Source organism: Streptomyces sp. NPDC002853, assembly GCF_053591915.1.
Window position 1 is genome coordinate 280,704 of sequence record NZ_JBSFUS010000012.1, and the last position, 22,884, is coordinate 303,587.

A 22,884-nucleotide genomic window follows, 5' to 3' on the forward strand; every position below is an offset into this window, starting at 1 on the left:
CGCATCTCGAAGGAGTTGGAAATCATGGCCCCAAGCGCCATGACCCGCTGGACCACATCCCTTTCCGACGCCCAGCCGGTCTCGTACTGGCTGGACGACCCCGGCAGGCCACGCGCCGAGCCGGCCCTCACCGCCGACGAGCAGTGCGATCTGCTCGTCGTCGGCGGCGGCTACAGCGGCCTGTGGACCGCGCTCATCGCCAAGGAGCGCGACCCGGACCGCGACGTGGTCCTGGTCGAGGGCCGGGAGGCGGGCTGGGCCGCCTCCGGCCGCAACGGCGGCTTCTGTGCCGCGTCCCTCACGCACGGCATCTCGAACGGCCTGTCCCGCTGGCCCGGCGAGATCGCGAGGCTGGAGGAGCTCGGCGCCCGCAACCTCGACGAGATCGAGGCGGCCGTCAAGCGCTACTCCATCGACTGCGACTTCGAGCGCACCGGCGAGATCGACGTGGCGACCCAGCCGCACCAGCTCACCGAACTGCGCGAGATGTACGCGGAGATGGCGGAGCACGGCCTGGCGGGCGGCTCCGAGCTGCTCGACGCGGACGCCGTGCGCGCCCACGTCGACTCGCCGACCTTCCTCGGCGGCCTCTGGGACCGCGAGGGCGTCGCCATGCTCCACCCGGCGAAGCTCGCCTGGGGCCTCAAGCGCGCCTGCCTGGAGAAGGGCGTACGCGTCTACGAGCACACGCCCGCGCTGCAACTGGCCTCGTCCGGCGCCGGAATGGCCGTACGCACCCCGTACGGCCGCATCCGCGCCCGGCAGGTCGCGCTCGCCACGAACATCTTCCCTTCGCTGGTCAAGCGCGTGCGTGCCTACACCGTCCCGGTCTACGACTACGCGCTGATGACGGAGCCGCTGACCGCGGAGCAGCTCGCGGCCATCGGCTGGAAGAACCGACAGGGTCTGGGCGACAGCGCCAACCAGTTCCACTACTTCCGGCTCTCCGCCGACAACCGCATCCTGTGGGGCGGTTACGACGCGATCTATCCGTTCGGCGGCAAGCTGCGCGCCGAGCACGACCACCGCCCCGAGACGTACGCGAAGCTGGCGGGCCACTTCTTCACCTGCTTCCCGCAACTGGAGGGGGTCCGCTTCACGCACGCGTGGGGCGGGGCGATCGACACGTGCTCGCGCTTCTCGGCGTTCTTCGGCACGGCCCACGCGGGGCGCGTCGCGTACGCGGCGGGCTACACCGGGCTCGGTGTCGGGGCCACCCGCTTCGGCGCCGACGTCATGCTGGACCTGCTCTCCGGCGAGCGCACGGAACGTACGTCCCTGGAGATGGTGCGCACGAAGCCGCTGCCCTTCCCGCCCGAGCCCTTCGCGTGGACGGGCGTGGCCCTGACCAAGTGGTCGCTGGCCCGGGCCGACGAGAACGGCGGCCGGCGCAATCTGTGGCTGAAGACGATGGACAAGCTGGGCCTGGGCTTCGACAGCTGACACGGCGGACCTCGGCGCCCGCCTGTCGACTGTTCGTCAACAAGTTCCCGGAACCCGCGTAATGCTCCGGCCGGACCTCCCTCTCTCCTGTGACAGGCACAGCTGCCACACAGGAAGAGGAGGTCCCGCCATGACTGGCTCGGGCTCGGGAGCGAAGTCGGCGGTCGAATGGCTGGTGTCGGTGGCGCCGGAACCGGAGGCATGCCGCTGGGAGTGGGAGCGCAACCCCCTGGGGGTCGCGCTCCTGCCCGCGGGCAAGCTCTGGGACGTGCTCATCCTCCCCGGTGAACTCGGCTACCCCACGCTCGACGTCCTCACCCGCTGCGTCGACCGCCCGGGCCCGGTGCTCGCCGACTTCGGCGACTCCCGCATGGGGTTCTTCGTGCCGGCGGGCACGGTGGCGCGCTGGGTCGGCACGGGGGTGCGTGGCGCGGGCCGCGGCACGTGGATCGTGGTCCCCTACCCGGGGCGCTCGACGGGCGGGGTCCGGTGGCTCGTCCAGCCGGACGGGTCGGGCACGCTGACGGACCCAACGGTTCTTGAGCTCGCGATGCACGAGGCGGCGGCGCAACTGGCGCCTCGGGAGCAGACGGAGGAGCAGACGGAGGAGTAGTCGGTCAACCGGGACGGCGGCCGTACCGAGCGACCACCAGCACCACCACCAGCAGCGCCATCCCGAACAGACACCAGCCGGCCACCACGTCCAGCGGCCAGTGATACCCGCGGCGCACGAGACCGAGCCCGACCCCGAAGTTCAACAGGGCGCAGGCGATGACCAGTTCACGGCGCGCGTACGGGCCGCGCAGGTACGGGAGCAGGAGCAGCGCCGCCCCGCCGTAGGCGACCATGGCGGTGGCGGTGTGCCCCGAGGGGTAGTAGCCGCTGCCGTCCATGCCGGGGGGACCGGTGCGGCCGATGAGTTCCTTGAGCGGGATCACGAGCACCGGGACCACCGCCATGGCCACGGCGACGGCGGCCGGGGCGAGCCACCAGCGGAACGTACCGGCCCGGCGGCCGCGCCAGGCCGCGTAGGCGATGGCGGCGGCGAGGAACGGCACGGCGACGGCGACCCCGCCCAGATCGGCGAGGAATTCGGCGGCGCCGTCAGGGAGGCGGCTTCCGGTGATCCAGGGGCCGAGCCGCTCGTCCGCGTCGCGGAGGGGGCCGTCGGCGATCACTTGCCAGGTGATGAGCGCGAAGAAGAGCGCGCAGAGGCAGCAGAGGAGAGTGGTCGGCCGCCCCGGAACAGGGGGGGTGGTTCCGAGGCGGCCGTCCTGACCGGTGTGCCGCACGCCCCGGGGGGTTTGGGGCGGGCGGCCATCCGATCGGTGAGGAGTTCCGGAGCCAGTGACTCCGGGTGTGTGCGCGAGGGCACGACCAGGACGGGGCTGGGGAGGCTCCGTCCCGGTGTCGCCCACAGTCACCTGCGGGCGGGGTGTTTCTCTCATCTGCAGAAACCGTACGTCAGCTGATGGCGGCCCGACAGGCGGAACGGCAACCCGGCATGGGTCCCGCACACGTTCTTCACATGCCCTGCCGGTCACCCCAGGTCACGACTCTCGCACCGCGCGCCGTACACACACGTCAGGGCATGTGCGGATACATGCGGAGCCGGGATCTTCCCCCTTTGGGGTGATCCCGGCTCCGTCGGACGCTACGCGCCTACACGACTCAGACGCCCGAGAAGGCGGCCTCGATGATGTCCAGGCCCTCGTTCAGGAGGTCCTCGCCGATGACCAGCGGCGGCAGGAAGCGCAGGACGTTGCCGTACGTGCCGCAGGTGAGGACGAGCAGGCCCTCCGCGTGGCAGGCCTTGGCGAGCGCCGCCGTCGCCTCGGGGTTGGGCTCCTTGGTGGCGCGGTCCTTGACCAGCTCGATGGCGATCATCGCGCCACGGCCGCGGACGTCGCCGACGATGTCGTACTTCTCCGCGATGGCGTTCAGGCGCGCCTTCATCGTCGCCTCGATGGCCTTCGCCTTGCCGTTGAGGTCGAGCTCCTTCATCGTCTCGATGGCGCCGAGCGCACCGGCGCAGGCCACCGGGTTACCGCCGTAGGTGCCGCCGAGGCCGCCGGAGTGCGCGGCGTCCATGATCTCGGCGCGGCCCGTGACGGCGGCGAGCGGCAGGCCGCCCGCGATGCCCTTGGCGGTCGTGATCAGGTCCGGGACGATGCCCTCGTCCTCGCACGCGAACCACTGGCCCGTGCGGCAGAAGCCGGACTGGATCTCGTCCGCGACGAACACGATGCCGTTGTCGTTGGCGAACTTCACGATCGCGGGCAGGAAGCCCTTCGCGGGCTCGATGAAGCCGCCCTCGCCGAGCACCGGCTCGATGATGATCGCGGCGACGTTCTCCGCGCCGACCTGCTTGGCGATCTGGTCGATGGCCTGCTTGGCGGCCTCGGGACCGGCGTTCTCCTCGCCCGTCGGCCAGCGGTAGCCGTAGGCCACCGGCACGCGGTAGACCTCGGGCGCGAACGGCCCGAAGCCGTTCTTGTACGGCATGTTCTTGCTGGTCAGAGCCATCGTGAGGTTCGTACGGCCGTGGTAGCCGTGGTCGAAGACGACGACGGCCTGGCGCTTGGTGTGCGCACGGGCGATCTTGACGGCGTTCTCGACGGCCTCGGCGCCGGAGTTGAACAGCGCCGACTTCTTCGCGTGGTCACCCGGCGTCAGCTCCGCGAGCTGCTCGGCGACGGCGACGTACCCCTCGTACGGGGTGACCATGAAACAGGTGTGGGTGAAGTCGGCGAGCTGCGCGGTCGCGCGGCGTACGACGGCCTCGGCGCTGGCACCGACGGACGTCACGGCGATGCCGGAGCCGAAGTCGATGAAGCGGTTGCCGTCGACGTCCTCGATGATGCCGCCACCCGCGCGCGCAGCGAAGACAGGCAGCACGGAACCCACGCCACCGGCGACCGTGGCGGTCCGGCGGGCCTGCAGCTCCTGGGACTTCGGCCCGGGAATGGCGGTGACGACGCGGCGCTCCTGCGGAAGTGCGGTCATGGGGTGCTCCTGGGGGTGGGGCGAGGCGGACGCTCGGTGCTTGTCTGCTTGCTTTCGTTGCTGCTTTCTTTCGCAGGTTAGGGGCGGAGCCCGGGGGCGGGCATGCTCCACGGGGGAGTTGTTCGGCGTGGCGCTTGTCCGTGGTGGACATAGCGGAGGGTGGGCGGGGTGCGGCTTTCGTCCCGGTCGGCGGACCGCGCCGGACCTGCTGTTCCCGCAGGCCCCGGGCGCGTATCCGGTGAACTGCCCCTGTGGGGGCACTAGATTGACGGCTGAACCGACAGACCGGCAGGTCAGGGGGCAAGGGTCATGGACTCCGAAGGCACGCACGACGCTCGCGGTACGCACGCCACACCGGTGCCGCGTCCGGCAGGGCCTTCCGCGCCCCCAGCGCCGCCGATGCCCCGGCGCGCGCCCGGCTCCGGCGGCGCCTCGTCGGTCGCCGACTGGCTCGCCGCGCCGCGCCCTCAGGCGATGCCCGGTGTCTGGCGCTACGCCTACCGGCCCCCCGCTCCCGAGGCCGAGACCGAGGGCGTCAACCGGCGGCTGATCGTCGGCATGGCGATCTCCGCCGCGCTCGGTCTGCTGTTCTGGTCGCTGTGGCGGCAGGGCAGCATCCCCTATCAGTGGGCCCCGCTGAAGCTGTTCACGCCGGGTGACTGGTGGTGGGCCGGCAGCGCCCAGCCCAAGGAGCTGCAGGCCGAGGACGCCCGGACCGTCTACAACGGTCTCGTCTTCGGTGTGGTCCTGTACTCCGTCGGACGGCTCGGTGCCTGGCCCGACTCGATCCGGCACTACGTGGTGCGGCGCCCGCAGCCCGCCCGTGCCGTGCTCGCCTCCGTCGCCGCGGTCGGTGTCCTGATGCTCGTCTGGCCGGCCGCCCTCGGGCTCGACGCGCGCCCGCTGCCCGTGGTCGACCCCGTCTTCTCCCTGGTCGCACTCATCGCGGGTTACGAGGTCTTCGCCTCACAGGCGCTCACCGACGTCCTGTACGTCCTGATCACCGTCGCGGTACTGTGGCCCTTCGCCCGGATCGGCGGATGGTGGCAGGCGATCCGCGACGCCAGGACCGCGAGGCCCGCGACGACCCGCCCCCGCGCCACCCCGCCGCCCCCCGCCGACGCCCCCGCGCGCGGCCACTGGCCCGACCTGCGCGCGGCGGGACACGACAAGGCCGCCGACCTGCTCTCCGCCGAGCTGGTCAGCGGTCGCATGAACGACGTCGACTGCGCCCGCGTGACCCACGCCTGGCGCACGGCAGCCGCCGACCCGGGCGCGCTCGCCACCTTCGTGGACACGGTCGCCCGGCAGGGCTCCGCCTCCTGGACCCACCCCTCAGGCCAGCGCGACCTGCCCGCCCGCAGCGCCGTCCACGACCTGCTCGTGGGCCAGGTCAGGATCGGCCGCTTCGCGAAGGACGAGCGCAACCCCTACGCCGTGCGCGACGCCGGTGCCGCGCTCGACCCCGCCGTACTCGGCACCTCACTGCTCGCGGTGGGCCCGTCCGGCGCCGGCAAGACCGGACGGCTCATGCGCCCGGTGGCCGAATCGCTCGCCCTGGGCGCCCTCACCGGGCAGTGCGCGGTCGTCGCCGTGTGCGCCGCAGGCACGGCGCTCGGGCCCGACGACGCGTACGACGTCGTGATCAGGCCGGGCGACCCCGCGTCCGTGCACGACATCGACCTGTACGCCGACTGCGCCGACCCGGACGAGGCCGCCGCCTTCCTCGCCGAAGGCCTGGTCGGTGACCTCGACGCCGTCGACACGCGCCGCGCCGCCACCAGCCTCGCCCAACTCCTCGGCCCCTACCGCCTCCTGCACGGTCGCTTCCCCTCCGTCCCCGTGCTGCGCGAACTGCTCGAAGGGGACCCCGCCGCGCTCGCCGCCCTGCAGAGCGGCCTCGCCGCGGACGAGCACCTCGCCATGCGCCGCGAACTCGACGCCCGTATCCGCCAGTCCGGCTCACCCAACGACCCGGGGCCCGCCCTGGCCGACCGGCTCGCCCTGCTCGACCGCCCCGCCTTCGCCGACTTCTTCGACCCCGGCGGCGAGGGGCACCCCTTCTCGATGCGCGCCGTCGCCCACCACCCGCTGCGGGTCAGGGTGGACCTGCCCGAGCACGGGCACGAGGAGGCGTCGAGGCTCCTGGCCAGGCTGCTGCTCGCCCAGTTCTCGTACGTCGCGCGCGGCCGTGCCCGGCGGACGCACTTCGTCTGCCTGATCCTCGACGACGCGGCGCGCACCCTCACCCCCGAGAGCGTGCGTGCCATCCAGCGCCTGCGGTCGCTGAACGCGGGCGTCGTGCTCGGACTGCGCACGATCGGCGAGGTGCCGGAGCCGCTCCAGGGGCCGCTCTACGCGGCGGTCGGCTGCCGGATGGCCTTCTCGGGCGTGACGACCTGGGACGGACGCCGGTTCACCGAGGCCTGGGGCACCGAGTGGGTCGAGACCAAGGAAGTGGCACAGCACACCGTCTTCGCCGATCAGCCGATGACACGGGCGCTGCACTCCCTGCGCAAGCTCGTCACCGGCAAGGCGGTCACGACCGACGCCGTAACCGTGCGCAGGGTCGAGCGTGAACGCTGGTCCGCCTCCGAACTGGCCCACTCGCTGCCGCCGGGCCACGCGGTGCTCTCCCTGACCGACGTACGGGGCGAGCACGCGCCGCCGTTGCTGGTGGACCTCCGGGGTTAGGGGCCGCGGAGTAGGTAGGGGTCTACGTACGGGGTATTCGGTCCCGTACGTACCGTACGGTGAGGCAGAATCGGCACAGGTCGTTCATACGTACCGGCCAAAAGATCCACATCTCGTCCGGGATCAGATGGCCGACCGGAATGCGTGCCTCACCGCCGTCGCCAGACCTGCCGCCCTGACCTGCTGACCAGACCTGAAGGTCCCATGCCGCCCACGCTCGCCTCCCTCGTCCACCACTCCGCGCTCAAGCTCACCGTGCGCGCCGGTGAGGAACATCTGGACGCGCCCGTGCGCTGGGCACACGCCAGTGAGCTCACCGACCCCGTGCCCTACATGGAGGGCGGCGAGCTCCTCCTGATCACCGCGCTCAAGCTGGACGCGGAGGACCCGGAGGCCATGAGCCGCTATGTGAAGCGGCTCGCGGCGGCAGGCGTCGTCGGCCTCGGGTTCGCGGTCGGGGTGCACTACAAGGACATCCCGGAGGCCTTGGTCGCGGCAGCCGCGGACGAAGGGCTTCCGCTCCTGGAGGTGCCCAGGCGCACCCCCTTCCTCGCCATCAGCAAGGCCGTCTCGGCGGCCATCGCAGCCGACCAGTACCGCGCCGTGACGGCGGGCTTCGCCGCCCAGCGCGAGCTGACCAAGCAGGCGCTGAGCGACGGCCCCGAAGGACTGCTCGGCGCGCTCGCCGGACAGGTGGACGGCTGGGCCGCGCTGTACGACGCGTCCGGCGCCGTGGTCGCCACGGCCCCCGAGTGGGCCTCCCGCCGGGCCGCCAGACTCACCACCGACGTGGAGCGGCTGCGCGACCGGGCGGCCCCCGCGAGCGCGGTCGTCGCGGGCGCCGAGGACCGGGTGGAACTGCACTCGATCGGCACGGGACGCCGACCCCGCGCCGCGCTCGCCGTCGGCACGGCATCCACCCTCGGCACCGCCGAGCGGTACGCACTGCACTCCGCCATAGCGCTGCTCACCCTCACCACGGAACGCAACCGCTCGCTGCAGGCCGCCGAGGCCCGGGTCGGCTCCGCGGTGCTCCGGATGCTGCTCGCCGGGGAGCCGGACCACGCCCGCACGGTGGCGGGGGAGTTGTACGGCAGCCTGCTCGACGCGCCGTTCCGCCTGGTGGTCGCGGAAGTACCCGCGTCGGCCCCGGCGGACGGCGACCCCTTCGCCCAGCTCACCGACGCCGTCGAGTCGGCCGCGGCGCGCGCCGGCGAAGCACTCCTGGTCGTCCCCTACGGCGAGCGGCTCGTGCTGCTCGTCGTGGACGGCGGCGCGGGCGCCGCGGCCTGCGTCGCCTACGCGCGGACGCTGGAGGAGGGACGCTCCGAGGCGCCGGAGGGCGGTGCGGGCGACGGGGCGGCGCTTCTCCTCGGCCTCTCCGCGCCCGCGGGCCCGATCGCCGCGGCCACCGCGTACAAGCAGGCCGACCAGGCGCTGTCCATCGCCCGCCGCCGGGGCCGCGCGATGGTCGAGCACGAGGACCTCGCCGCGGGCTCGGTCCTGCCGCTGCTCGCCGACGACGCGGTGCGGGCCTTCGCCGACGGCCTGCTGCGCGCCCTGTACGAACACGACGCCACCGGCCGCGGCGACCTGATCGCATCCCTGCGCGCCTGGCTCTCGCGCCACGGCCAGTGGGACGCGGCGGCGGCCGACCTGGGCGTCCACCGCCACACCCTGCGCTACCGCATGCGCAGGGTCGAGGAGATCCTCGGCCGCTCCCTGGACGACCCGGACGTCCGGATGGAGCTGTGGCTGTCGCTCAAGGCGACATCGAGCGGAACGGAGTAGTCGCGGGGGGAAGTGAGTAATCGCGGGGGAATTCCTCCCCTGCCAAAGAGGCGCGACCCCGCAGGGCAGTACTCCGCGTCGGACAAACGACCGTCGCCCCCGCCGCCCCTACGGTGGGGAACGTACCCCCCAAGACACACCTTCGCGGAAGGGCCGGGAATCGACATGACTTCCATCCACGCCTTCTGGCTCGCCGGTCGCCAGACCACCGGTGAGACCACTCTCGACGTCACCTCGCCCTGGGACGGGCGGATCGTCGGCAAGGCGGCCGTCCCGACCGACGCCCAGGTCGAGGAGGCCGTCGCCGCCGCATACGCCGTGCGCGACGAGTTCGCCGCGACCCCGGCGCACGTGCGGGCCGCCGCCCTCGACCACGTGAGCCGCAGGCTCGTCGAGCGGACGGAAGAGATCGCCCAGCTCATCTCCGCCGAGAACGGCAAGCCGATCAAGTGGGCCCGTGGCGAGGTCGGCCGTGCCGTCTCCGTCTTCCGGTTCGCCTCCGAGGAAGCCCGCAGGTTCAACGGCGGCGAGGCCCAGCGCCTCGACACCGACGCCGGTGGCCAGGGGCGTCTCGCCTTCACGCGCCGCTTCCCCAAGGGTGTCGTGCTGGGCATCGCGCCGTTCAACTTCCCGCTGAACCTCTGCGCCCACAAGATCGCCCCGGCCATCGCGTCCGGCACGCCGATCATCCTCAAGCCGGCGCCCGCGACCCCGCTCTCCGGTCTCCTCATCGGTGAGCTGCTCGCCGAGACCGACCTGCCCGCCGGGTCCTGGTCGGTCCTGCCGGTCGCCAACGACAAGATGCCCGCCCTCGTCCAGGACGAGCGCCTGCCCGTCATCTCCTTCACCGGCTCCGAGAAGGTCGGGTACGCGATCCTGGACTCGGTGCCGCGCAAGCACTGCACCCTGGAGCTGGGCGGAAACGGCGCCGCCGTCGTCCTCGCCGACTTCTCCTCCGACGAGGACCTCGACTGGGCGGCCTCGCGCATCGCGACCTTCTCCAACTACCAGGGCGGCCAGTCCTGCATCTCGGTGCAGCGCGTGATCGCCGACGCCTCCGTGTACGACCGGCTCGTGCCGCGCGTCCTCGCGGCCATCGAGGCCCAGGCCACCGGTGACCCGTCCGACCCGAAGACCGACGTCGGTCCGCTCGTGAACGAGGACGCCGCCAAGCGCGTCGAGTCCTGGGTCGACGAGGCCGTCCAGGCGGGCGCGCAGCTGCTCGCCGGCGGCAAGCGTGACGGCGCCTCGTACGCGCCGACCGTGCTCGCCGACGTACCCGCCGATGCCACCATCGCCGTCGAGGAGGTCTTCGGGCCGGTCCTCACGATCAAGAAGGTGAACGGCGAGGCAGAGGCGTTCGCCGCCGTCAACGACTCCAAGTACGGCCTTCAGGCGGGCGTCTTCACGCACGACCTGCAGACCGCCTTCCGCGCGCACCGCGACCTGGAGGTCGGCGGCGTGGTCATCGGCGACGCCCCCTCCTACCGCGCCGACCAGATGCCGTACGGCGGCGTCAAGCAGTCCGGCGTGGGCCGCGAGGGCGTCCGCTTCGCGATGGACGACTACACCTACGAGCGGGTCATGGTGATGACGGGCCTCGCCCTCTGATCCGTACGCCGAGGACGACGGCCGGAGCCCACTGTGCGGGGGCTCCGGCCGTTCTCGTGCGCGAGGACTTCGCGCGGGGACGCGATGCGCCGAACGCTGCGCGAGGACTGGTGGGCTCCGGACGAATCGGGTACATACGATCCATACGATCGAGTAGCACCAGTCAGTAACCGACCGGGTCAAGATCGGGTCAATCGGAGCCGATCGGCCCCACTCCGCGGCGAGGTGAGCTCCTCAATGCCCGCACAACCCACACCCCCTCCCGGGGCATCCGTCAGCGAACGCGAGGCCCGGCAGGTCGCCGAGGCCGCCCGCGAACAGGACTGGCGCAAGCCCAGCTTCGCCAAGGAACTCTTCCTCGGCCGCTTCCGGCTCGACCTGATCCACCCGCATCCCATGCCCGCCGACGAGGACGCCCGGCGCGGCGAGGAGTTCCTCGCCAAACTCCACGACTTCTGCGAGACGAAGATCGACTCGGCCCGCATCGAGCGCGAGGCGAAGATCCCCGACGAGGTGATCAACGGGCTCAAGGAGCTCGGCGCGCTCGGCATGAAGATCGACACGAAGTACGGCGGGCTCGGCCTCACGCAGGTCTACTACAACAAGGCCCTGGCCCTCGTCGGCTCCGCGAACCCGTCCATCGGCGCGCTGCTCTCCGCCCACCAGTCGATCGGCGTCCCGCAGCCGCTCAAGCAGTTCGGCACCCAGGAGCAGAAGGACGAGTTCCTGCCGCGCTGCGCCCGCACGGACATCAGCGCGTTCCTCCTGACCGAGCCGGACGTAGGCTCCGACCCCGCGCGCCTGGCCACCATGGCGGTGCCGGACGGGGACTCGTACGTCCTGGACGGCGTGAAGCTGTGGACCACGAACGGCGTCGTCGCCGACCTCCTGGTCGTCATGGCACGCGTACCGAAGTCCGAGGGCCACAAGGGCGGCATCACGGCCTTCGTGGTCGAGGCCGCGGCCGAGGGCATCACCGTCGAGAACCGCAACGCCTTCATGGGCCTGCGCGGCCTGGAGAACGGCGTGACCCGCTTCCACCAGGTCCGCGTCCCCGCCGCGCACCGCATCGGCCCGGAGGGCGCGGGCCTGAAGATCGCCCTGACGACCCTCAACACCGGGCGCCTCTCGCTGCCCGCGATGTGCGTCGGCGCGGGCAAGTGGTGCCTGAAGATCGCCCGTGAGTGGTCGGGCGCGCGCGAGCAGTGGGGCAAGCCGGTCGCCCTGCACGAGGCGGTCGGCGCGAAGATCTCCTTCATCGCGGCGACGACCTTCGCCCTGGAGGCCGTACTGGACCTCTCCTCGCAGATGGCCGACGAGGACCGCAACGACATCCGCATCGAGGCGGCGCTCGCCAAGCTGTACGGCTCCGAGATGGGGTGTCTGATGGCGGACGAGCTGGTGCAGATCCGCGGTGGCCGCGGCTTCGAGACCGCCGAGTCCCTGGCCGCCCGCGGCGAACGCGCGGTCCCGGCGGAACAGGTCCTGCGCGACCTGCGCATCAACCGCATCTTCGAGGGCTCGACGGAGATCATGCACCTGCTCATCGCCCGCGAGGCGGTGGACGCGCACCTGAAGGTGGCCGGCGACCTGATCGACCCGGACAAGTCCCTGACCGACAAGGCGAGGGCCGGCGCGAAGGCAGGCGGCTTCTACGCACGCTGGCTGCCGAAGCTGGTCGCCGGCCCTGGCCAACTCCCGCGCTCGTACGCCGAGTTCCACCCCAGCGGCCACGCGGACCTCTCCCCGCACCTGCGCTACGTGGAGCGCAACGCCCGCAAGCTCGCCCGCTCGACCTTCTACGCGATGTCGCGCTGGCAGGGAAAGATGGAGACCAAGCAGGGCTTCCTGGGCCGCGTGGTCGACATCGGCGCCGAACTCTTCGCGATGAGCGCGGCCTGTGTACGCGCCGAGCTCCTGCGCACGACGGAGGACCACGGCCGCGAGGCCTACCAGCTGGCCGACACGTTCTGCCGCCAGTCCCGCATCCGTGTCGACGAGCTGTTCGACCGGCTGTGGACCAACACGGACGGCGTCGACCGGAAGGTGGTCAAGGGCGTCCTGAACGGCATGTACACCTGGCTGGAGGCGGGCGTCGTCGACCCCAGCGGCGAAGGCCCCTGGATCGCGGACGCGACACCGGGCCCCACCCAACGGGAGAACGTCCACCGGCCGATCCGCTGACACCCTTTCCGGGGCGTTACCCCTCGCGGGAACGCCCCGGAACACGATTGCGGCCCACCGGATCGGGGCGCAGTGTCTCCTCACGCCGCCGCCCAGGCAAGAATGGGGGGATGAGCGACAGCCCAGCCCCCCTCGCCGATCCGCATCTCGTCTTCGACCCCGTCGTGACGGACGGTCCTCGGGACATCGTCATCCTCGGCTCGACCGGGTCGATCGGCACCCAGGCCATCGACCTCGTCCTGCGCAACCCCGGCCGCTTCCGCGTCACCGCGCTCTCCGCCGCCGGCGGCCGCGTCGGACTGCTCGCCGAACAGGCCAGGCAGCTGCGGGTGCGGACCGTGGCCGTGGCCCGCGAGGACGTCGTACCGGCGCTGCGCGAGGCGCTCAAGGGGCAGTACGGCAGCGAGCCGCTGCCCGAGATCCTCGCCGGACCCGAGGCGGCCACGCAGCTCGCCGCGTCGCAGTGCCACACCGTCCTGAACGGCATCACCGGTTCCATCGGTCTCGCCCCCACGCTCGCCGCGCTCGAAGCGGGCCGCACCCTCGCGCTCGCCAACAAGGAGTCGCTGATCGTCGGCGGGCCCCTGGTGAAGGCGCTCGCCAAGCCGGGACAGATCATCCCCGTCGACTCCGAGCACGCGGCCCTCTTCCAGGCGCTCGCCGCAGGAACCCGCGCCGACGTGCGCAAGCTGGTCGTCACGGCCTCCGGGGGCCCGTTCCGGGGGCGTACGAAGGCCGACCTGGCGGACGTGCGGCCGGAGGACGCGCTCGCGCACCCCACCTGGGCCATGGGCCCGGTCATCACCGTCAACTCCGCGACGCTCGTCAACAAGGGCCTGGAAGTCATCGAGGCGCACCTCCTCTACGACATCCCCTTCGAGCGCATCGAGGTCGTCGTCCACCCGCAGTCCTACGTGCACTCCATGGTCGAGTTCACCGACGGATCGACGCTGGCCCAGGCCACGCCGCCCGACATGCGCGGCCCGATCGCCATCGGCATCGGCTGGCCCGAGCGCGTCCCGGACGCCGCGCCCGCCTTCGACTGGACCAAGGCATCCAGCTGGGAGTTCTTCCCCCTCGACAACGACGCGTTTCCGTCGGTCGGGCTCGCCCGGCACGTGGGGAAGCTCGCGGGCACGGCCCCGGCAGTGTTCAATGCCGCCAACGAGGAGTGCGTGGACGCGTTCTTGAACGGCGCCCTGCCCTTCAACGGAATCATGGAGACCGTCACGAAGGTCGTCGCCGAACACGGCACACCGTCCGCGGGAACTTCACTGACCGTCGCGGACGTCCTCGAAGCGGAGACCTGGGCGCGCGCCCGGGCCCGTGAACTGACGGCGAAAGCGACCGCGGAGGCTCGCGCATGACGACCTTGATGATGATCCTCGGCATAGTCGTCTTCGCGGTCGGGCTGCTGTTCTCGATCGCCTGGCACGAGCTGGGCCACCTCTCGACCGCCAAGCTGTTCGGCATCCGCGTGCCGCAGTACATGGTCGGTTTCGGCCCGACGATCTTCTCGCGCAAGAAGGGCGACACCGAGTACGGCATCAAGGCCATCCCCCTCGGCGGATACATCCGCATGATCGGCATGTTCCCGCCGGGCCCGGACGGCCGCCTGGAGGCACGCTCGACGTCCCCCTGGCGCGGCATGATCGAGGACGCGCGCTCCGCCGCCTTCGAGGAGCTCAAGCCCGGCGACGAGACGCGGCTCTTCTACACGCGCAAGCCGTGGAAGCGCGTGATCGTGATGTTCGCGGGCCCGTTCATGAACCTCATCCTCGCCGTGGCGATCTTCCTCGGCGTGATGATGACGTTCGGCATCAGCACCCAGACGACGTCCGTCGGCAAGGTCTCCGACTGCGTCATCCAGCAGAGCGAGAACCGCACCAAGTGCGAGAAGGGCGACACGGTCGCGCCCGCCAAGGCCGCGGGACTGAAGCTCGGCGACAAGATCGTGGCTTTCCAGGGGCAGCCCGTCGACGACTGGTCCGCGCTCCAGGGGAAGATCCGCGAGACGATCGGCCCGGCCACCATCACGGTCGAGCGCGACGGCAAGCGGGTGGAACTGCACGCCGACCTCATCAAGAACCAGGTCAGCAAGACCGACGGCGAGGGCGGCTATGTGGAGGGCAAGTACGTCTCCGCGGGCTTCCTCGGCTTCACCCCGGCCACCGGCATCGTCCAGCAGGGCTTCGGCGACTCCGTGAACCGCATGGGCGACATGATGGAGAACGGCGTCGAGTCGCTCATCGCGCTGCCGTCCAAGATCCCCGACCTGTGGGACGCGGCCTTCGGCGACGGCGACCGCAAGCAGGACTCCCCGATGGGCGTCGTCGGCGCCGCCCGCGTGGGCGGCGAGGTCTTCACGCTGGACATCCCGCCGGAGAACCAGATCGCGATGATGCTGTTCCTGGTGGCCGGCTTCAACCTCTCGCTGTTCCTGTTCAACATGCTGCCGCTGCTGCCGCTGGACGGCGGGCACATCGCCGGGGCCTTGTGGGAGTCGGTCCGTCGCAAGGCGGCCAAGCTCCTGAAGCGGCCCGACCCGGGCCCCTTCGACGTCGCGAAGCTGATGCCCGTCGCCTACGTGGTGGCCGGGATTTTCATCTGCTTCACGATCCTCGTCCTGATCGCGGACGTCGTTAACCCCGTGAGAATCTCCTGATAACGCGAAGTTCGTGGCGGCCGGACACTCTATGTGTCCGGTCGCCCACCATTGGGTGGACTTGGGGACGGGATGTGCTCGGGCCCTGTGGGGTGCCGTAATCTCGAAGTCTGGAGCCCGCCGAACTCGGGACCTTGATCCACACCTTGGGGATGCACGCCAGATGACTGCCGTTTCTCTCGGAATCCCGTCCGTACCGACCAAGCTCGCCGACCGCCGGGTCAGCCGCAAGATCCAGGTCGGTACGGTCGCCGTCGGCGGGGACGCGCCGGTGTCGGTGCAGTCGATGACGACGACGCGTACGTCCGACATCGGTGCGACGCTGCAGCAGATCGCCGAACTCACCGCTTCCGGCTGCCAGATCGTGCGGGTGGCGTGTCCGACGCAGGATGACGCGGATGCGTTGGCGACGATCGCGCGGAAGTCGCAGATCCCGGTGATCGCGGACATTCACTTCCAGCCGAAGTACGTCTTCGCGGCCATCGACGCCGGGTGCGCCGCTGTGCGTGTGAACCCGGGCAACATCAAGCAGTTCGACGACAAGGTCAAGGAGATTGCGCGGGCGGCGAATGACGCGGGCACGCCGATCCGGATCGGTGTGAACGCGGGCTCCCTGGACGCGCGTCTGCTGAAGAAGTACGGCAAGGCCACCCCGGAGGCGCTGGTCGAATCCGCGCTGTGGGAGGCGTCGCTCTTCGAGGAGCACGGCTTCCGGGACATCAAGATCTCGGTGAAGCACAACGACCCGGTGGTCATGGTCAACGCCTACCGCCAGCTGGCCGCGGCCTGCGACTACCCCCTGCACCTCGGTGTGACGGAGGCGGGCCCTGCCTTCCAGGGCACGATCAAGTCGGCCGTCGCCTTCGGCGCGCTGCTCTCCGAGGGCATCGGCGACACGATCCGCGTCTCGCTCTCGGCCCCGCCGGTGGAGGAGATCAAGGTCGGCATCCAGATCCTGGAGTCCCTCAACCTCAAGCCGCGCCGCCTGGAAATCGTCTCCTGCCCGTCCTGCGGCCGTGCCCAGGTCGACGTCTACAAGCTGGCCGAGGAGGTCACCGCGGGCCTGGACGGCATGGAGGTCCCCCTGCGCGTAGCCGTCATGGGCTGCGTCGTGAACGGCCCCGGCGAGGCCCGCGAGGCCGACCTCGGTGTCGCGTCCGGAAACGGCAAGGGGCAGATCTTCGTCAAGGGCGAGGTCATCAAGACCGTCCCCGAGTCGAAGATCGTGGAGACCCTCATCGAAGAGGCGATGAAGATCGCGGAGCAGATGGAGAAGGACGGCATCCCCTCCGGCGAGCCGACGGTCGCCGTCGCGGGCTGATCCATACGATCTGGGCCCCGCCACCGGGTTGGTGGCGGGGCCCAGGCGCGTCCGGTGCGTCCGGCCCCTGCGGCTCGCCGCGGGCAGGGCTCGGCGACGTCCTTGCGCCCGGCGGCTTGGCGGCGGCTGTGACCTTTGCCTGCGGGCCGTCTCCGGAGTCGTTTGCCTGCGGGTCGTCTCCGAACTGAACCACCGCTTCGCGGCGGATGCCTCCCACCCACCCACCCGAGCACCCCGCGGCAGACCCTGCCCTGCGGACGGGCGGATGCGGGGCAATCGGGCGGGTGGGCGGGAAACCCGCCGCGGTGCGGCGAAGGCAAGGTGCCACCCCCACCGGCCCGCGGGTGGGCGCGAGACCCCCCGCGGAGCGGCGAAGAAAAGAAGCCACCCCCACCCGCGCACGGGCGCGACCCCGCCCCGCAGCGGCGAAGAAGACGATCCCCCGGCCCGCTGGGGAGGAGACAAAGCCCCCTCCCCAGCGGCAAAGAAGACGAGCCCCCGGCCCGCAGGGGAGGAGACAAAGCCCCCTCCAAGCGACCCCACGGCACAAGGCGCCCCCGCCAGGTACAGTGCGGAGATCAGCAGACCGTATGGTGAGGCCCCCGCACGTGTTGACTCAGACCACCACCAGGGTCCTCGAACCGAGTGACCTGGACGCCGCGCTCGCCGTGCTCGACCGCGAGCCGGTGGCCAACGCCTTCGTGACCTCGCGGGTCCGCGTCGCGGGCCTCGACCCGTGGCGGCTCGGCGGCGAGATGTGGGGCTGGTACCAGGACGGAATGCTGGAGTCCCTCTGCTACGCGGGCGCCAACCTCGTCCCGATCTGCGCGACCCCGCGAGCGGTCCGCGCCTTCGCCGACCGCGCCCGCAGGGCAGGCCGCCGCTGCTCCTCCATCGTCGGCCCCGCCGAGCCCACCGCCCAGCTGTGGCGGCTGCTCGAACCCTCCTGGGGCCCCGCCCGCGAGGTCCGCGCCCAGCAGCCGCTGATGGTCACCGACCGGCTCCCGCAGGACATCACCCCCGACCCCTACGTCCGTCGCGTCCGCAAGGACGAGATGGAGACGATCATGCCCGCGTGCGTGGCCATGTTCACCGAGGAGGTCGGCATCTCGCCGCTCGCCGGCGACGGCGGACTCCTCTACCAGGCGCGGATCGCCGAACTCGTGGGCGGCGGGCGCTCGTTCGCGCGCCTGGACCGCGACGGCAAGGTCATCTTCAAGGCGGAGATCGGCGCGGCCACGGCGCTGGCCTGCCAGGTGCAGGGCGTCTGGGTGGCCCCCGAGTACCGGGGCCAGGGCTACGCGGCACCGGGCATGGCGGCCGTCCTGCGCTACGCCCTCGCGGACGTCGCCCCCGTGGTCAGCCTCTACGTCAACGACTTCAACACCGCGGCCAGGGCGGCGTACCGGCGGGTGGGCTTCCGGGAGGTCGGGGCGTTCATGAGCGTCCTGTTCTAGCCCCTCCCAGCTCCTACGCGTCTCACACCGCCCTCCTCACGTGCCCCCCTCCGCGAGTTAAAGTTCGGCGCATGACTGACGACGTCGTGTTCGGGCCGCTGGACCTCGCCACGCACGTGGACCAAGCGCTGCGGGTGCAGGCCCACGCCTTCGGGCTCAGCGACGACGAGGTGACCGTGCGGCGGCAGATCGTGCTGCGGCACATCACCTACCCCGGCGCCCGCGCGCTCGGCGCCACCACCCCCGAGGGGCGGCTCGTCGCCTTCGTCTACGGCATGCCCAACGACCGCGGCCACTGGTGGTCCACGGTCGTCGAGCCGTATCTGCGGGTGCGCGGCATGGAGGACTGGCTCGACGACTCCTTCGTGATCACCGAGCTCCATGTGCAGCCCGGCCACCAGAACCGCGGGATCGGCCGCACGCTCATCACCACCATCACGGACACCGTCGACCAGCCCCGTTCGATCCTCTCCGCGATCGACGTCGAGAGCCCCGCGCGGGGCCTCTACCGCTCCCTCGGGTACGCCGACCTGGCCCGCAACGTCCAGTTCCCCAGCGCCCAGAAGCCGTACGCGGTGATGGGCGCGCCCCTGCCGCTGAGGCGCTCGGGCACCTAACCGATTTCCGCCCGCGCCGGGCCCCCGGCTAACCTCCTGCACATCAACCTTTCCACGCAGGAGTTCACCATGGCCCAGGTCCAGCGCATGTCCCGCTTGATGATCAAGACACTGCGCGACGACCCGGCGGACGCAGAGACGCTCAACCACAAGCTGCTCGTCCGGGCCGGATACGTCCGCCGCACCGCCGCCGGCATCTGGTCCTGGCTGCCGCTGGGCAAGAAGGTCCTGGACAACATCACCAACGTCGTGCGCGAGGAGATGGACGCCATCGGCGCCCAGGAAGTCCTCCTGCCGGCGCTCCTGCCCAAGGAGTCGTACGACGCGACGGGCCGCTACGACGAGTACGGCGACCTGCTCTTCCGCCTCAAGGACCGCAAGGGCGCCGACTACCTCCTCGGTCCCACGCACGAGGAGATCTTCACCCAGATCGTCAAGGACCAGTGCTCGTCCTACAAGGACCTGCCGGTGGTGCTCTACCAGATCCAGACGAAGTACCGCGACGAGGCCCGCCCCCGCGCAGGTGTGCTCCGCGGCCGCGAGTTCCAGATGAAGGACTCGTACTCCTTCGACACGACGGACGAGGGCCTCGCCGAGGCGTACGCCCTGCACCGCGCCGCGTACATCAAGATCTTCGAGCGTCTCGGCCTCGACCACCGCATCGTCTCCGCCGTCTCCGGCGCGATGGGCGGCTCGGCGTCCGAGGAGTTCCTGGCGCCCGCGCCGGCCGGTGAGGACACGTTCGTGGACTGCCCCGCGTGCGACTACGCGGCCAACACCGAGGCCGTGTCCTTCGTCGCCACGCCGGTCGACGGTTCCGCGCACGGTCCCGTCGAGGACCTCGACACCCCCGACACCCCGACCATCGAGACGCTCGCGGCCCACCTCGGTGTGCCTGCCTCCGCGACCCTGAAGAACCTCCTGGTCAAGGTCGACGGCGAGATCGTCGCCGTGGGCGTCCCCGGTGACCGCGAGGTCGACCTCGGCAAGCTCGGCGAGCACCTGTCGCCCGCCGTCGTGGAACTGGTGACGGCGGAGGACTTCGAGGGCCGCGACGACCTCGTACGCGGCTACGTCGGTCCGCAGGGCCTGGAGAAGGTCCGCTACATCGCCGACCCGCGGGTGGCGGCGGGCACCGCCTGGATCACCGGCGCCAACAAGATCAACACGCACGCGAAGAACGTCGTCGCGGGCCGTGACTTCGAGGTCGACGACTACCTGGACGTCGTGGTCGTCCAGGAGGGCGACCCCTGCCCCAAGTGCGGCACCGGCCTGAAGCTGGACCGCGCCATCGAGATCGGCCACATCTTCCAGCTGGGCCGCAAGTTCGCCGACGCCTTCCAGCTGGACGTGCTCGGCCAGCAGGGCAAGCCGGTCCGCGTGACCATGGGCTCGTACGGCATCGGCGTCTCGCGCGCGGTGGCGGCGCTGGCCGAGCAGACGGCGGACGAGAAGGGGCTGTGCTGGCCCAAGGAGATCGCCCCCGCCGATGTCCACGTGGTGGCGGCGGGCAAGGCGCTCCAGACGGAGCTGGCTCTTGACGTCTCCGAGCAGCTGAACGCGGCGGGTGTGCGGGTGCTGGTCGATGACCGGGCCGGGGTCTCGCCGGGTGTGAAGTTCACGGACGCGGAGCTGATCGGCGTCCCGACCATCCTGGTCGCGGGCCGCCGCTCCGCCGAGGGCGTCGTGGAGCTGAAGGACCGGCGGACCGGGGAGCGCGAGGAGCTGACTGTGGCTGAGGCGATTGCGCGTCTGACGGCTTGAGTGGGGCTGGGGCGGGGGCCCTGCGGGGCTCTCCCCAATCCCACCCCTTCCCGAAACTGGGGCTCCGCCCCAGGCCCCGCTCCTCAAACGCCGGAGGGGCTATTTTTCCGCCCGCCCACCCGATTGCCCCGCGGCTGAATTTTCAGCCTGTCCGGCGTTTGAGGACGAGCTCGGCGCAGCCGGCGATGACGGCACGCAAGGCCCCCGCGCCAGAGCGGGTTTTCGGGAAGGGGCGGGGTTGGGGAAAAAGAACCTGCCCCTACAGCCACCCCGCGAACTCCAACAGCAACTCCGCATCCTGCTCCCGCCCCACACGGCGGGCCCGTACGCCCGACTCCACGGCCCGGAACAAGGTCCACCCCCGCAGCCGCTCCTGATCCACATCCAGCGACTCGGCCAGCTTCTTCACACGGCGGCGGGTGATCGACGCTCCCGAGGGAGAGGCGATCAGGTCCTCGACGCGGTCGCGCACGAGGCGCGCCAGGTCGAAGGCGGGCTCCCCGACCACCGGGTCGGGGCCCACGGCCAGCCACGGCACCCGGTCGCCCTGCAGCACCTTGCTCTGCCGGAACGTCCCGTGCAGCAGCCGCACCTCCGCGCCCCCGGCGAGCAGCTCCTCCCTGGCGGAGAGCGCCGCGTCCACCAGCGGCGCCACCTCCCCGTCGGCAGCGGCCCGCATCGCGTCGGCCTGCCGCCCCGTCCGCTCGGCGACCGTCTCGAAACGGTGATCCGTGGGCGGGTCGACCCACAGCCGCCGCAGGGTGCCCGCCGCCTCCAGGAGAGCCTTGGCCTCGGGCAGCGAACGGACCGACACATCGCGGTGCAGCCGTTCGAGCAGGAGGGCTCCGTCCGCGGCGGAGGGGTCGAGCAGCCGGACGGCTCCGAGCCCGTTCCAGTGCGCCAGTGCGGCCCGCTCGCTCTCGGGCCGCGACCTCGGCGGCACCAGTTTCAGCACCGCGGGCGTCTCGTCGGCGCGGCGCACCATGACGACGAGACTGCTGCGCCCACCGGGCACATGGACCCGCTCGACGGTCAACTCACGTAGAGCGACGGCCTGTTCGGCTGCCTCGGGCAGCTTCGCCAGCCAGTCGTCGCCGTCCTGCGCCGTCTCACCGAGTGCGGTGACCAGACGCTGGGGCGGTTCGAGAGCCATACGCGAGGTGTTCCCTTCCGGAGCGGGTCAGGCCTTGGGTGCCGAGGAGCCAGGAGTGGCGGCCCGCTCGGCGAGACCAGGGAAGGTTACGCTCCCGCCGCGCCACCGCGCCGCACGGACCGCCGCCTCCCGCAGCGCTTCGGCCGCGTGCCCGCGCCGGGCGCCGGTGGTGGCCCGCACGAGATCCGAGTAGACCCCCGCGACCCGCTCCTCCAGCTCCGTCGCGAGCCGCGCGGCGGCCGCGGAGTCCGGCACCGCGAACGGCAGCGCGTAGGCGGCCGCCGAGGGCTCCGGCTCGCCGCCCAGGTCGCGCACGGCGCGCTGCAGCTCGTCACGCCGGGCGCGATGCGCGTCGTACGCCGTGCGGGCCTCGTCCCTGCGGTCCTCGCCGATCCGGCCGCCGACGACCCCGAACCCGTACACGGCGGCGTGCTCGGCACCTAGCGCGGCTTGCACCGCCCGCAACTCGTCCTTGGAATCGCTCACTTGTCGCCCTCCGTCAGCAGATACGCGTGCGCGGCGCCGGACGCCGCCACCGAAGCGAGCAGCCTGGCCAGTTCCGCCGGCGCGTCGAGCAGGTCGCTCCCGCGCCGTTTCGCCAGCTCCCGCTCGGCCTTGGCCAGCTCGCGCACGGCGTCCTTCTCGTCCTTGGGGACGGAGGGCTTGCGGGAGGGCGCCGCGGAAGGCGAGGGCGAACCGGAGGCGGCAGCGGGGCTCGGCGACGCGGACCCTTCGGCGAACGCCTTCTCGTGCCGCTTCACCTCCGCCCGCAGCGGATCGAGGCGACCGGCCAGTGAGGGATGCGCGGCAAGGACGGCGTCGTACCGTCCCAGCAGCTCACCGCTGTCCCGGGCGGCACGCGCGCGCAGCCGCGCGGCGGCGGAAGGACGCTCGTCGGCGTCCGTGGATCCGGAGTCCGAGCAGCCCGAGAGCAGCACGGCCCCGGCCGCTCCTGCGGCCCCGGTCAGCAGGCTCCTCCGGCGCGGCCCCGAGCGGGCGTGCGAGGGGGTGGGATACGACGGCACGGCAGACGTCCTCGGCAGGAAGGCCAGAAAGGCAGGCAGTCAGAAGGTGGGCGAGCCGGGCGTGAGCCCGGTGATCACCGTACCTGCGGCCTGCCCTCGTACGCGTGAGCGGCTCGATGCCGGTCCTACGGCGGCCGTACAGCGGGCCGACAG

At 71.6% G+C, this 22,884-nt stretch carries 17 protein-coding genes; 12 read left to right on the forward strand and 5 right to left on the reverse strand.

The annotated features are described in order from the left end of the window. Window positions 1-24: 24 nt before the first annotated feature. Both ACWD02_RS31920 and ACWD02_RS31925 read left to right on the forward strand, forming a co-directional pair. Window positions 25-1,443: an NAD(P)/FAD-dependent oxidoreductase gene (locus ACWD02_RS31920; protein WP_451216632.1), complete on the forward strand. Its 1,419-nt coding sequence runs from the start codon at window positions 25-27 to the stop codon at window positions 1,441-1,443. Window positions 1,444-1,573: 130 nt separating this feature from the next. Next, on the forward strand, window positions 1,574-2,056 hold the full coding sequence (locus ACWD02_RS31925) for a hypothetical protein (RefSeq protein ID WP_451216635.1): 483 nt from the start codon (window positions 1,574-1,576) through the stop codon (window positions 2,054-2,056). A gap of 4 nt (window positions 2,057-2,060) precedes the next feature. On the opposite strand, the gene ACWD02_RS31930 is transcribed toward ACWD02_RS31925, so the two are convergent. After that, window positions 2,061-2,735, reverse strand: coding sequence for a phosphatase PAP2 family protein (locus ACWD02_RS31930; RefSeq protein ID WP_451216638.1), 675 nt, complete (start codon window positions 2,733-2,735; stop codon window positions 2,061-2,063). A gap of 379 nt (window positions 2,736-3,114) precedes the next feature. After that, window positions 3,115-4,449: a 4-aminobutyrate--2-oxoglutarate transaminase gene (gabT, locus tag ACWD02_RS31935; RefSeq protein WP_451216641.1), complete on the reverse strand. Its 1,335-nt coding sequence runs from the start codon at window positions 4,447-4,449 to the stop codon at window positions 3,115-3,117. Between the two features lie 309 nt (window positions 4,450-4,758). On the opposite strand from gabT, the gene ACWD02_RS31940 reads away from it, so the two are divergent. The 10 genes from ACWD02_RS31940 to ACWD02_RS31985 all read left to right on the forward strand — a co-directional run bounded on the left by ACWD02_RS31940 (window position 4,759) and on the right by ACWD02_RS31985 (window position 20,553). Continuing rightward, a complete protein-coding gene (locus ACWD02_RS31940; protein ID WP_451216644.1) occupies window positions 4,759-7,143 on the forward strand; it encodes an ATP/GTP-binding protein in 2,385 nt (794 codons plus the stop codon). 204 nt (window positions 7,144-7,347) lie between these two features. Next, window positions 7,348-8,934, forward strand: coding sequence for a PucR family transcriptional regulator (locus tag ACWD02_RS31945; protein ID WP_451216647.1), 1,587 nt, complete (start codon window positions 7,348-7,350; stop codon window positions 8,932-8,934). 165 nt (window positions 8,935-9,099) lie between these two features. After that, on the forward strand, window positions 9,100-10,545 hold the full coding sequence (locus tag ACWD02_RS31950; RefSeq protein WP_451216650.1) for an aldehyde dehydrogenase family protein: 1,446 nt from the start codon (window positions 9,100-9,102) through the stop codon (window positions 10,543-10,545). A gap of 237 nt (window positions 10,546-10,782) precedes the next feature. Then, window positions 10,783-12,729, forward strand: coding sequence for an acyl-CoA dehydrogenase family protein (locus ACWD02_RS31955; protein ID WP_451216653.1), 1,947 nt, complete (start codon window positions 10,783-10,785; stop codon window positions 12,727-12,729). A 110-nt stretch (window positions 12,730-12,839) separates the two neighbouring features. Further along, window positions 12,840-14,096: a 1-deoxy-D-xylulose-5-phosphate reductoisomerase gene (dxr, locus tag ACWD02_RS31960; protein ID WP_451216656.1), complete on the forward strand. Its 1,257-nt coding sequence runs from the start codon at window positions 12,840-12,842 to the stop codon at window positions 14,094-14,096. Next, window positions 14,093-15,394 (forward strand): M50 family metallopeptidase, encoded by a 1,302-nt coding sequence (locus ACWD02_RS31965; RefSeq protein WP_451216659.1) that lies wholly within the window; start codon window positions 14,093-14,095, stop codon window positions 15,392-15,394. The genes dxr and ACWD02_RS31965 overlap by 4 nt, the downstream gene beginning before the upstream one ends. Before the next feature lie 163 nt (window positions 15,395-15,557). Continuing rightward, window positions 15,558-16,715, forward strand: coding sequence for a flavodoxin-dependent (E)-4-hydroxy-3-methylbut-2-enyl-diphosphate synthase (gene ispG / locus ACWD02_RS31970; protein WP_190084813.1), 1,158 nt, complete (start codon window positions 15,558-15,560; stop codon window positions 16,713-16,715). 608 nt (window positions 16,716-17,323) lie between these two features. Continuing rightward, the gene (locus ACWD02_RS31975; RefSeq protein WP_451216663.1) at window positions 17,324-18,172 is read left to right on the forward strand and encodes a GNAT family N-acetyltransferase; all 849 of its coding nucleotides are present in this window, start codon (window positions 17,324-17,326) and stop codon (window positions 18,170-18,172) included. 71 nt (window positions 18,173-18,243) lie between these two features. Continuing rightward, window positions 18,244-18,789, forward strand: a complete 546-nt coding sequence (locus ACWD02_RS31980; protein ID WP_451216666.1) for a GNAT family N-acetyltransferase — start codon at window positions 18,244-18,246, stop codon at window positions 18,787-18,789. A gap of 69 nt (window positions 18,790-18,858) precedes the next feature. Next, the gene (locus ACWD02_RS31985) at window positions 18,859-20,553 is read left to right on the forward strand and encodes a proline--tRNA ligase (protein ID WP_451216669.1); all 1,695 of its coding nucleotides are present in this window, start codon (window positions 18,859-18,861) and stop codon (window positions 20,551-20,553) included. Between the two features lie 259 nt (window positions 20,554-20,812). Here ACWD02_RS31985 and ACWD02_RS31990 read toward each other — a convergent pair whose 3' ends face one another. Genes ACWD02_RS31990 through ACWD02_RS32000 form a run of 3 tightly spaced genes read right to left on the reverse strand, consistent with a single transcriptional unit; the run spans window position 20,813 to window position 22,731 of the window. Continuing rightward, window positions 20,813-21,706, reverse strand: coding sequence for an aminoglycoside phosphotransferase family protein (locus ACWD02_RS31990; RefSeq protein WP_451216671.1), 894 nt, complete (start codon window positions 21,704-21,706; stop codon window positions 20,813-20,815). Between the two features lie 27 nt (window positions 21,707-21,733). Beyond that, window positions 21,734-22,192 (reverse strand): ferritin-like domain-containing protein, encoded by a 459-nt coding sequence (locus ACWD02_RS31995; protein ID WP_451216674.1) that lies wholly within the window; start codon window positions 22,190-22,192, stop codon window positions 21,734-21,736. Beyond that, complete coding sequence (locus tag ACWD02_RS32000) at window positions 22,189-22,731, reverse strand: hypothetical protein (RefSeq protein WP_451216677.1); 543 nt, start codon at window positions 22,729-22,731, stop codon at window positions 22,189-22,191. Before ACWD02_RS32000 ends, ACWD02_RS31995 begins: the two co-directional genes overlap by 4 nt. Between the last annotated feature and the right edge of the window lie 153 nt (window positions 22,732-22,884).

Coding starts and splice junctions, on each gene's coding strand:
- ACWD02_RS31980 (WP_451216666.1), top strand. CDS start 18,244: ATGACTGACGACGTCGTGTTCGGGCCGCTGGACCTCGCCACGCACGTG.
- ACWD02_RS31940 (WP_451216644.1), top strand. CDS start 4,759: ATGGACTCCGAAGGCACGCACGACGCTCGCGGTACGCACGCCACACCG.
- ACWD02_RS31950 (WP_451216650.1), top strand. CDS start 9,100: ATGACTTCCATCCACGCCTTCTGGCTCGCCGGTCGCCAGACCACCGGT.
- ACWD02_RS31945 (WP_451216647.1), top strand. CDS start 7,348: ATGCCGCCCACGCTCGCCTCCCTCGTCCACCACTCCGCGCTCAAGCTC.
- ACWD02_RS31965 (WP_451216659.1), top strand. CDS start 14,093: ATGACGACCTTGATGATGATCCTCGGCATAGTCGTCTTCGCGGTCGGG.
- ispG (WP_190084813.1), top strand. CDS start 15,558: ATGACTGCCGTTTCTCTCGGAATCCCGTCCGTACCGACCAAGCTCGCC.
- gabT (WP_451216641.1), bottom strand. CDS start 4,449: ATGACCGCACTTCCGCAGGAGCGCCGCGTCGTCACCGCCATTCCCGGG.
- ACWD02_RS31955 (WP_451216653.1), top strand. CDS start 10,783: ATGCCCGCACAACCCACACCCCCTCCCGGGGCATCCGTCAGCGAACGC.
- ACWD02_RS31985 (WP_451216669.1), top strand. CDS start 18,859: ATGGCCCAGGTCCAGCGCATGTCCCGCTTGATGATCAAGACACTGCGC.
- dxr (WP_451216656.1), top strand. CDS start 12,840: ATGAGCGACAGCCCAGCCCCCCTCGCCGATCCGCATCTCGTCTTCGAC.
- ACWD02_RS31920 (WP_451216632.1), top strand. CDS start 25: ATGGCCCCAAGCGCCATGACCCGCTGGACCACATCCCTTTCCGACGCC.
- ACWD02_RS31925 (WP_451216635.1), top strand. CDS start 1,574: ATGACTGGCTCGGGCTCGGGAGCGAAGTCGGCGGTCGAATGGCTGGTG.
- ACWD02_RS31990 (WP_451216671.1), bottom strand. CDS start 21,706: ATGGCTCTCGAACCGCCCCAGCGTCTGGTCACCGCACTCGGTGAGACG.